Here is a 9712-nt window from a genome sequence, read left to right as displayed (position 1 = left end):
CCTGACAGGGCGTTTTGCCGTGCGCCCTCTTTCGCTGCAACTCGCCTGATCCAAAGCCGGCTGACTGGGATTTTCGTGCCAGCCCGGGAAGGCTGACGGATTTCCCGCGGATCCGTTAAAGTAAATTCCATGACAACTACAAAGAGTCGCTCATGTCTCTGACCACGCCCGCGCTTCTCTTCCCCGCCATTTCGTTGCTATTGCTGGCTTACACCAACCGCTTCCTGGTTTTGGCGCAGTTGATTCGCAAGCTGGCGGATGAGGAAAAGACGCACCACGAGGAAGTCGCCACGCGTCAGATTGAGTTGTTGCACAGGCGAGTGGTGTTGACCCAGCGAATGCAGGTGGCCGGGGTGCTCAGTTTTCTTCTGTGCACACTGTCGATGTTCGCGCTCTATCTGCATCAGGACATGCCGGGGGTGGTGCTGTTCGGAGCCAGTCTGATCAGCCTGTCACTGTCGTTGATCTTCTCGCTTTGGGAAGTTCTTATTTCCACCAATGCGCTTAATGTGCAGTTGGAGGCGCTGCGACGTCCCAAACCCTGATTACGAAAGCAATGACGTGTCGGGGGGCAGGTGAACCCGGAGCGCGCCAGCATGTACCTTTATATCAAAGCGGGTGTCTTCCAGCGGCTCGCCATCCAAATTCAGATACATTGCTTCGGGGGTGCGGATTTCCATCGACGCCAGGCGAGCGCGGACGAACAGGCCTTCCTGGTCACCGTTTCCGTTGGTGCCGTTGCCGGAACTGAATAGGCCCCGGAGTCCGGACATCAGATCCATCTGTGCTGGCAGGATGGCCACATCCATCAGACCGTCGTTAATCATGGCGTCCGGACACAACTTCTGGCCACCTCCCGCCTGCCGGCCGTTACCGACCCCGAGGGCCATGAACTCGCCTTCCCATTCAAAGTCCTGGCCCTGGAAGTGGCCCTGCGCGGTCCGGATCTCGGTAAAGCGGGTGAGACCAGTGAGCAGGTAGGCGGCACCACCCAGCATGGATTTCAACTCCTCCGAGGTTTCCGTGGTCACTTCCGTGCCGAAGCCACCGGTGGCCATATTGAGAAAGTAATGGCCGTTGACTTCGAGCACATCGATGGCGCTAGCGGGCAGATCAAGCAGCGCCAGCGCATCCTCCGGAGGCACGGGAATGTTCGCGGCGGTGGCGAAGTCGTTGGCGGTTCCGAGCGGTAGAATGGCCAGATTGGCCCCGCCGCCGTTTTTCATCAGAGCATCGGTGATGTCGCGCACCGAACCATCGCCACCACCGGCGATGACGGTGTCGTAACCGGCTTTCAATGCTTCCTCTACATACCTTTCGGCGTCTCCGCCTTCCCAGGTGACCCGAACATCAAGTTGGTATCCTTGTTCACGACGGGCCAAGACCGCCTGACGCACCTCATCATTGGTGGCTTGTTTACCGTGAAGGATCAAAACCGCTCTAGCGCTTGCCATGGGCACTCCTTGCAATGGACAAAAAACAGCCACCGGATCGCCGGATGGCCCGCCACTCATTCTATTCCAGATTGGTTTATACGGAACCGTGGGTCTCACCATGACGCCTGCCCGCCAATAGCTTAAAGCTATTGGGAAAATAACATCATCTTCCTTTTTTCATTTATGAGAATGGTTATCATATACAAATGATGGTGGAGGTGTCCCATGGTGAAGACATTCAGTTTCGGCATTATGCATATCAGTGTTGCGTTTCTTGTGGTGTGGGCCATGACTGGTGACTGGCGCATTGGTGGCGCCACGGCGTTGGTGGAACCTTGTGTGAACACGGTGGCCTACCACTTCCACGAGAAGATCTGGAAACGCTGGCAGCGCCGCCGGGCCCCTCGGGAAGAGGAAACGGCCGCTCTGGCTGCTTGATAGACCCTTTGTTTACTGGGTTCCGGGGCTTGGTTTAAGCTACGCCCCGGTAAACAAAAACAAAGGATAAGTTACTGTGTGGAATCAAGGGGATGATCTGGACGCCATCCGCCAGGTGGTTAATCAGGTGCTGGACGCTCATGCCGAGGACGAAGGGGGCTCCCGCTCGCCGGCGCGGGCGGAAATTCTGATTCATTCCGTGCAGGTATTCGCCCTGCGCGGTGTGGAGCGCACCACGGTGCAACATCTGTTGAGTGCGGCGAAGGTGTCACGGCGCACTTTCTATAAGTACTTCCGTAACAAGGTAGATGTGTTGGAGAATATCTACCGCATCTTCATCGACAATATGCTGCTGCATTTCCATCATGAAATGCGCCAGGCCCGCTCAGTGCAGCAAATCATCCATAACACCACCAAAGTCTACTTTGATTACCACATCAGCATGGGGCCTGTGATCAAGTTGATGATGGAGGAAGCGCGCAGCTCCAATTCGGCGTTGGCGCCGCACCGGGACCGCGCTCAGACCATCGCCGCGGAAGTGCTCACCGCCGAAATCAATCGGCTTACCGGCCGCGATTTCGACCCCCTGGTGATGCGGACCATGCTGTGGATTCTGGAAAGCTATTCGCTATATGTTTTTGAGGGCGGGGAGTTCAGTGAGGAGCGCCTGCATCTTTGCCAGCGCACCATGATCGGGATCGCGGAATCGGTGATCCTGGGCCAGGAGGCCACTCCAGGGACGCTGAAGCGGCAGCCCTGACCCGGCACCGGCTGTTACAGGTACTTGATCTTCTCCAATTGCTCTTCCAGACGGGCGAGCTGGGAGCGGTAGTCGTCGAGTTTGGCTTTCTCCTTGGCGACCACGGCTTCCGGCGCCTTGTCGACAAAGGCCGGGTTTTTCAGTTTGCCTTCCGCGCGCCCCACTTCCTTGCGCAGTTTGTCCACCTCCTTGGTGAGGCGGTCGATTTCCGCGTCCTTGTCGATCAGACCAGCCATCGGCACCAGGATTTCCATGTCGCCGACCAGGCTGGTGGCGGAGGCCGGCGCGGAATCGTCGGCGTTGAGCCAGTTGATGCTGTCCAACCTGGCCAGGCGGCAGAGGAAGTTGTGGTTGGCTTGCAGGCGACGCAGGTCTTCGTCCTTGCCGTTGTGCAGGTACACATCCAGAGTGCGGCTGGGAGGAATGCGCATTTCGCCGCGGATGTTGCGGATCGCGGTGATCACCGCCTTGATCCACTCGATATCCTGCTCCGCTTGCTCATCCACCTTGTCCTGTTCGGGCCGGGGGTAGGGTTGCAGCATGATGGTGGAGTCCTTCTCCTTCCCGCCCGCGGCGGGTGCCTTGCCGGCCAGCGGTGCCACCTTCTGCCAGATTTCCTCGGTAATGAAGGGCATGAACGGATGCGCCAGACGCAAAATCGCTTCCAGTACCCGCACCAGAGTGCGGCGGGTACCGCGCTTTTCCGCTTCAGAATAATCGTCGCTGTAGAGCACCGGCTTGGACAATTCCAGATACCAGTCGCAGTACTCGTTCCAGATGAATTCATAAGCGGCGTGGGAGGCGACATCGAAACGGAACTGATCCAGCGCCTCGGTCACTTCGCGCTCGGCCCGCTGCAAAGCGGAGATGATCCAGCGGTCCGCCAGTGACAAGGTGGTTTCGCCCTCCGTTGCATCGATAGCACAGTCCTGGCCCTCGGTGTTCATCATCACATAACGGGCGGCGTTCCAGATCTTGTTGCAGAAGTTACGGTAGCCTTCGATGCGGCCCATGTCCCACTTGATGTCACGGCCGGTGGAGGCCAGTGACAAGAAGGTGAAACGCAGCGCATCGGTACCGTAGCTGTTGATGCCTTCGGGGAATTCCGCCCGGGTACGTTTGCCGATCTGCTTTTCTTTCTGTGGCTGCATCAGCCCGCGGGTGCGTTTCTCCACCAGACTGTCCAGATCGATGCCATCGATCAAATCCAGCGGATCGAGCACATTGCCCTTGGACTTGGACATCTTCTGGCCTTCGGCATCCCGTACCAGGCCGTGCACGTAGACCTTTTTGAAGGGCACCTCACCGGTGAACTTCAGCGTCATCATGATCATCCGCGCGACCCAGAAGAAAATGATGTCGAAACCGGTAACCAGCACGCTGCTGGGATGGAAGGTGCTCAATTCCTCGGTCTGCTCCGGCCAGCCCAGGGTGGAGAATGTCCACAACGCGGAACTGAACCAGGTATCCAGTACATCCTCGTCCTGGCTGAGCAGGCGATCATCGAGATCATGGGCGGCGCGGACTTCCTCCTCGCTGCGTCCCACATAGACATTGCCGTCCTCGTCGTACCAGGCGGGGATGCGATGTCCCCACCACAGCTGCCGGGAAATGCACCAGTCCTGCAGGTCACGCATCCAGGAAAAGTACATGTTCTCGTAGTTCTTTGGCACGAACTGGATATCGCCATTTTCCACCGCCGTGATGGCCGGTTTGGCCAGGCTTTCCACCGCCACGAACCATTGATCGGTGAGATAGGGCTCAATGACCACGCCGGAACGATCGCCGCGCGGTACTTGCAGCGTGTGATCGTCAACTTTTTCCAGCAGGCCCAGGACATCCAGGTCATCCACCACTTTCTTGCGCGCCTCGTATCGATCCAGGCCGCGATAGGCTTCCGGCACCTGGTCGTTGAGGTGGGCGTCGATGGTGAGGATATTGATCATCGGCAGATCGTGCCGTTTGCCCATTTCATAGTCGTTGAAGTCGTGGGCCGGGGTGATCTTCACGCAGCCGGAGCCGAAGTCCGGATCCACGTAGTCGTCGGCGATGATTGGAATCTCGCGGTCGGCCAGCGGCAAGCGGATGGTCTGGCCAACCAGGTCCTTGTAGCGCGGATCCTCCGGGTGCACCGCCACGGCGGTATCGCCGAGCATGGTTTCCGGGCGGGTGGTGGCCACCACCAGATGGCCGGAGCCATCGGAGAGCGGGTAGCGGAAGTGCCACAGATGACCCTGCTCTTCCTTGTTTTCCACTTCCAGATCGGAGATGGCGGTATGCAGGGCCGGGTCCCAGTTCACCAGACGTTTGCCCCGGTAGATCAGGCCTTCCTCATAGAGGCGCACGAACACTTCGCGTACTGCGTTGGACAGGCCTTCGTCCATGGTGAAGCGCTCGCGGGTCCAGTCCACGCTGGCACCCATGCGGCGCAATTGGCGGGTGATGGTGCCGCCGGACTCCGCCTTCCATTCCCAGATTTTCTCGATGAAAGCATCGCGGCCGAGATCGTGGCGGTTCTTGCCCTCGGCGGCCAGACGCCGTTCCACCACCATTTGAGTGGCGATGCCGGCGTGGTCGGAGCCCACCTGCCACAGCGTGTTGCGTCCCTGCATCCGGCGGAACCGGATCAGGGTGTCCATGATGGTGTCCTGGAACGCGTGGCCCATATGCAGACTGCCGGTCACATTGGGCGGCGGGATCATGATGGAATAGGCATCACCCTGGCCGGAAGGGCGGAAATAGCCCGCATCCTCCCAGGTGTTGTACCAGGCCTGCTCGATACGATCGGGTTGGTAGGTCTTGTCCATGATCTCCGCTGTCTTTCATCGCAAAAACGAAAGGCGGATTATACCGGAACCGGGGCCTGCCGTCAGAGGTTGTGGGTTTTCAGTGGAAAGCCCCTTTCCCGATAAAAACGGAACCGCTCACGGCCGCCCTCGCGCTGCCGCGGGTCGCCGGTGATCATCTCGGCGGCCCGTTCAAAGCGGGTGACGAAATCCGGTACCGCCGCCGCCAGATTGATCAGCACGTCGTGGTGACTGCCCGGGTCGTCGCCAAAGCCCAGCACCACCGGTGCCGGGCCCTCCCCGAGCAGGGAATGGGGCAGGAAGCCCGAAGCGGGTTGCGCCCAGAATTGCTGATCCAACGCCTGGGCATGGGTCTCGTCCTGGCAGTGGACGTAGATCTGGCGCCCCTGGCGCCAGGCCTTTTCCGCGATGCGCCAGGCGAGGGCGTCACGCACCCCCGTTCCGGCTTGCTCGGTGATGTAAAACAAAACCTCGGTCAATGTCTCAGCCCTTGCCGGCCAGATTGATCAGATAGCGGGTCAGCATCGGTACCGGACGGCCGGTGGCCCCTTTGTCCTTGCCGCCGCTGATCCAGGCGGTGCCGGCGATGTCCAGATGCGCCCAATTCACGTCCCGGGCAAAACGATGCAGGAAACAGGCCGCGGTGATCGAGCCGCCCTTCGGGCCGCCGATGTTCTGCATGTCGGCGAAGGGGCTGTCCAACTGGCTTTGGTAGTCCTCCCACAGCGGCATCGGCCAGCCCCGGTCGCCGGTATCCTGGCCCGCCTCCAGCAGTGACTCGCGCAGCACATCGTCGTTGGCGTACACCGCTTGGGCATGACTGCCCAGCGCGACCACGCAGGCGCCGGTGAGGGTGGCGATGTCGATGACGGTGTGCGGCTTGTACTTCTGCTGCACATAGGTGAGGGCGTCGCACAGCACCAGGCGGCCTTCGGCGTCGGTGTTGAGGATTTCCACGGTTTGTCCGGACAGCGTTTTGACGATATCGCCGGGACGGGTGGCGCCGCCGTCGGGCATGTTTTCCGCCGCGGCCACCACGGCCACGAGATGGATAGGCAGGCCCAGCTCACAGACGGTTTTGACGGTACCGAAAACGCTTGCCGCGCCGCCCATGTCGTATTTCATTTCGTCCATGTTGGCGCCCGGTTTCAGGGAGATGCCGCCGGTATCGAAGGTGATCCCCTTGCCAACCAGGGACACCGGCTTGCCGGCGGCGCCTTTGTACTCCATCACGATGAGGCACCCTTCCCGGGTGCTGCCCTTGGCCACCGCGTGGAAAGCCCCCATGCCCATCTTCTCCGCCTGGGCCTGAGTGACGATCTTCACCGTCAGCTTGTCGTATTCCTTACCCAACGCCTTGGCGCGCTCGGCCAGATATTCCGGATAGCAGTCATTGGGGGGCATATTGCCCAGATCGCGTGCCAGAGCGGTGCCGACGGCCACGGCCCGGCCTTGCTTGAGGGCCTGGCGCAGGGCGGCATCGCGTTGCGCGTGCCAGAATGTCAGCTTACGCAGGGTGGCAGCCTGGGCCGGTTTGCTGCGGTAGTCGTCGAACCGATAGCAGGCTTCTTCCGCTACCCGGGCTCCTTCTCGTACCCGCCAGCCCAGTTCACGGGCAACCTTGACGGTGTTCAGCATCAACACTGCTTGTTTCACCGGAGAAGCGAGCAATTGCCTGGTGGCGCCAGTGACCAAACGCTGCCAAGCCTGGCCGTCGAGTTCGGTCTTGTCACCGCAGCCCACCAGCAGCAAACGGCGGGCTGCGACGCCCGGTGGATTGTGCAACCAGCTGACCTGACCCTGTTTGCCGGAAAAATCCCCGGCTTTGATGAACGCCTGCACCGATGCGCGGGTCTCATCGGGCAGGGCTTCCGGTAGGGTGGAAGCGCTACCGAGTGGCAGAACCAGACAATCTGCTTTCAGTTTCGGCAGGGCCGAGTGGCTAATTGCGTACTCCATGCTCTCTCCTGAGTTACAATGCCGCACACTGCAAAGATGGAACAGGTGCGGGCGGGACCAACGTTGATACTACACCGCTACATAAATCGTCAGGTATTCGTGACCACGGTGCTGGTGACCTTCATTTTGGTGATGGTGCTGGTCAGTGGTCGCTTTATCAAGTATTTGGCAGAGGCCGCCGCCGGTCAGATCGCGGCGGACGCTCTGTTTCTGGTGATGGCGTTCCGGTTGCCGGAATTCCTGCAAATGATTTTGCCGTTGAGTTTGTACATCTCTTTGTTGCTAGTGCTGGGACGTATGCACATGGACAACGAGATGGTGGTGTTGCAGGCCGGTGGCCAGGGGCACGGCCGCATCGTCCGCTCGCTGGTGGCGCCGATATTGGTGGCGGTCAGCGTGGTGGCGCTGTTTTCACTGTACGTCACGCCTCGGGGCGATGCCGAAGTCAACCGTATCTTCGAGGAGCAAAAAGGGCGTTCGGTGCTGGAACTGCTGACACCGGGGCGGTTCCTGGTGCGCGGTTCGGACGGCAGTCAGCGTGCCACCTATGCCGAGAGCCTGAATCGCGAGGACGGTTATCTGGAGAACGTGTTCGTCGCCGATGCCCGGTTCGATGATTCCCAGGCCGGGCGCGTACTCACCGTCTGGGCCCATACCGGGCGGTTGGTGCAGGATGAGAACGGTATCAACTACCTGGAGTTGCGCGACGGCTACCAATACCAGGGCAAACCCGGTGACGCGGATTATCAGGAAGTCGCGTTCGAGAAGGCACGGGTCCGTATCGGCAGTGAAAACACCTCGAGCCGGCCGCCCAAGGTGAGAGGGCGCACCACTGGTGAATTGCTGGAGAGCCCGAACGACAGTCAGGCGGTGGCCGAGCTGCAATGGCGCTGGTCACTGGTATTGACGGTCCCGATCATGTGCCTTGCGGCTATCCCGTTGGCCAAGGTGAACCCGCGTCAGGGACGTTTCCTGCGGATGATCCCGGCGGTGCTGGGGTACATGCTGTACGTCGGCCTGCTGCTCACCATGCGAAGCTGGATGGCGGACAGCGGCGGCGAGCGACCCTGGTATTACTCGATGATCTGGATCCACGCGCTAGCGGCGGTGGCGGTGTTCTTCCTTTATTACGGTGATCGGTTGTGGCGCCGCGGGAGGCACTCATGAAATTGCTGAGAGGCTATTTCTGGCGGGTAGTTTTGATTCCGTCGCTGGCCATTGTCGCCATTATCATCGCCCTGGACTGCTTGTTCAGCTTCGTGTACGAACTGGAGTTTCTGCGTGGCGGCTATCAGGCGCTGCAGGCGTTGCAATTCGTGCTCACCACGGTGCCGCGCCGTTTCAACGAATACCTGCCGCTGGCGATTCTGCTGGGCACCCTGATCGGCCTCGGGCTGATGGCCAACAACGGCGAACTGGCGGTGATCCGTGCCGCGGGCATCTCCACCCTGCGAATCGCCTGGATGGTACTGCGGCCGGTGATCTTCCTGATGCTGCTGTCGGTGCCGGTGGGGGAATACCTGGCTCCATACTCGGAGCAGGTGGCGCAGAGTAATCGCTCGTTGCAGGAAGGCGGCGGTGAAACCATTCGCAGCAAATACGGCTATTGGCACCGCGAAGGGGATGAGTTCATCCACATTAACGCGGTGCAACCCAACGGCGTGCTGTACGGCCTGACCCGCTACCGCTTCGACGAGGAGCACAAACTGGCGGAAAGTCTGTATGTGGCGCGGGCCATCTACCAGGGGGATTCCTGGGCTCTGGAAGGTGTGCAGGGGACCCGCTTTCAGGGGGAGCGCACCGAGACATACCGTGAGGAGCATGGCATCTGGGAGACCAGCCTCAAACCGCAATTGCTCAGTATCGTGGTGCTGGACCCGGCCCGGTTGGGGATGGCCAAGCTGCTGGAGTACGCTTCCTATCTGAAGCGGCAGGGGCTGGAAACGGCGGACTACATGTTGTCATTCTGGCAGAAGCTGCTGATGCCCGCCGCCACCATCGGCATGGTGCTGATCGCCATTTCCTTTGTCTTCGGCCCGTTGCGGGAAGTGACCATGGGGCTGCGGGTGGCCGCCGGGGTTGTGGCCGGCCTGATTTTCCATTACGGGCAACAGTTCTTCGGTCATTTGTCCCTGGTGTTCCGCACCGAGCCGCTGCTCGCCGCCGGCCTGCCTCCGGTGCTCTGTCTGATACTGGGCGTCTGGTTATTGTTACGGGTGCGGTAACCACCATATCCACGGCATAATGGCTGGCATTGTCCGGCGAGATTGGTATACTCGCCGGCCGACGACTTGATGCAGGTTGTCGCCATC

At 60.2% G+C, this 9712-nt stretch carries 9 protein-coding genes; 5 read left to right on the top strand and 4 right to left on the bottom strand.

Features of this window, described 5'->3' with window-relative positions; translation table 11 throughout:
* The first annotated feature begins 152 nt into the window (after positions 1–152).
* Complete coding sequence (locus A6D6_RS02825) at positions 153–545, top strand: DUF2721 domain-containing protein (RefSeq protein WP_159659860.1); 393 nt, start codon at positions 153–155, stop codon at positions 543–545.
* Here the strand turns inward: A6D6_RS02825 and yegS are convergent, their stop codons facing one another.
* On the bottom strand, positions 546–1454 hold the full coding sequence (yegS, locus tag A6D6_RS02820; protein WP_133492316.1) for a lipid kinase YegS: 909 nt from the start codon (positions 1452–1454) through the stop codon (positions 546–548). It lies immediately after the preceding gene.
* 207 nt (positions 1455–1661) lie between these two features.
* On the opposite strand from yegS, the gene A6D6_RS02815 reads away from it, so the two are divergent.
* Complete coding sequence (locus tag A6D6_RS02815; protein WP_133492317.1) at positions 1662–1874, top strand: DUF2061 domain-containing protein; 213 nt, start codon at positions 1662–1664, stop codon at positions 1872–1874.
* Between the two features lie 76 nt (positions 1875–1950).
* The gene (locus A6D6_RS02810; RefSeq protein ID WP_133492318.1) at positions 1951–2634 is read left to right on the top strand and encodes a TetR/AcrR family transcriptional regulator; all 684 of its coding nucleotides are present in this window, start codon (positions 1951–1953) and stop codon (positions 2632–2634) included.
* Between the two features lie 14 nt (positions 2635–2648).
* On the opposite strand, the gene A6D6_RS02805 is transcribed toward A6D6_RS02810, so the two are convergent.
* The 3 genes from A6D6_RS02805 to A6D6_RS02795 all read right to left on the bottom strand — a co-directional run bounded on the left by A6D6_RS02805 (position 2649) and on the right by A6D6_RS02795 (position 7400).
* Positions 2649–5441: a valine--tRNA ligase gene (locus A6D6_RS02805; RefSeq protein WP_133492319.1), complete on the bottom strand. Its 2793-nt coding sequence runs from the start codon at positions 5439–5441 to the stop codon at positions 2649–2651.
* Positions 5442–5503: 62 nt separating this feature from the next.
* Positions 5504–5920, bottom strand: a complete 417-nt coding sequence (locus tag A6D6_RS02800) for a DNA polymerase III subunit chi (RefSeq protein WP_159659859.1) — start codon at positions 5918–5920, stop codon at positions 5504–5506.
* A 4-nt stretch (positions 5921–5924) separates the two neighbouring features.
* On the bottom strand, positions 5925–7400 hold the full coding sequence (locus A6D6_RS02795) for a leucyl aminopeptidase (protein ID WP_159659858.1): 1476 nt from the start codon (positions 7398–7400) through the stop codon (positions 5925–5927).
* A gap of 18 nt (positions 7401–7418) precedes the next feature.
* Between A6D6_RS02795 and lptF the strand changes: the two genes are divergently transcribed.
* The gene (lptF, locus tag A6D6_RS02790) at positions 7419–8567 is read left to right on the top strand and encodes an LPS export ABC transporter permease LptF (protein WP_236563956.1); all 1149 of its coding nucleotides are present in this window, start codon (positions 7419–7421) and stop codon (positions 8565–8567) included.
* On the top strand, positions 8564–9625 hold the full coding sequence (lptG, locus tag A6D6_RS02785; RefSeq protein ID WP_133492322.1) for an LPS export ABC transporter permease LptG: 1062 nt from the start codon (positions 8564–8566) through the stop codon (positions 9623–9625). Before lptF ends, lptG begins: the two co-directional genes overlap by 4 nt.
* Positions 9626–9712 lie beyond the last annotated feature (87 nt).

This window comes from Alcanivorax xiamenensis, from assembly GCF_009846745.1.
GTDB lineage: Bacteria > Pseudomonadota > Gammaproteobacteria > Pseudomonadales > Alcanivoracaceae > Alloalcanivorax > Alloalcanivorax xiamenensis.
Note: the sequence above shows the minus strand (reverse complement) of the source record. Positions and strands in the feature narration are given on the sequence as shown.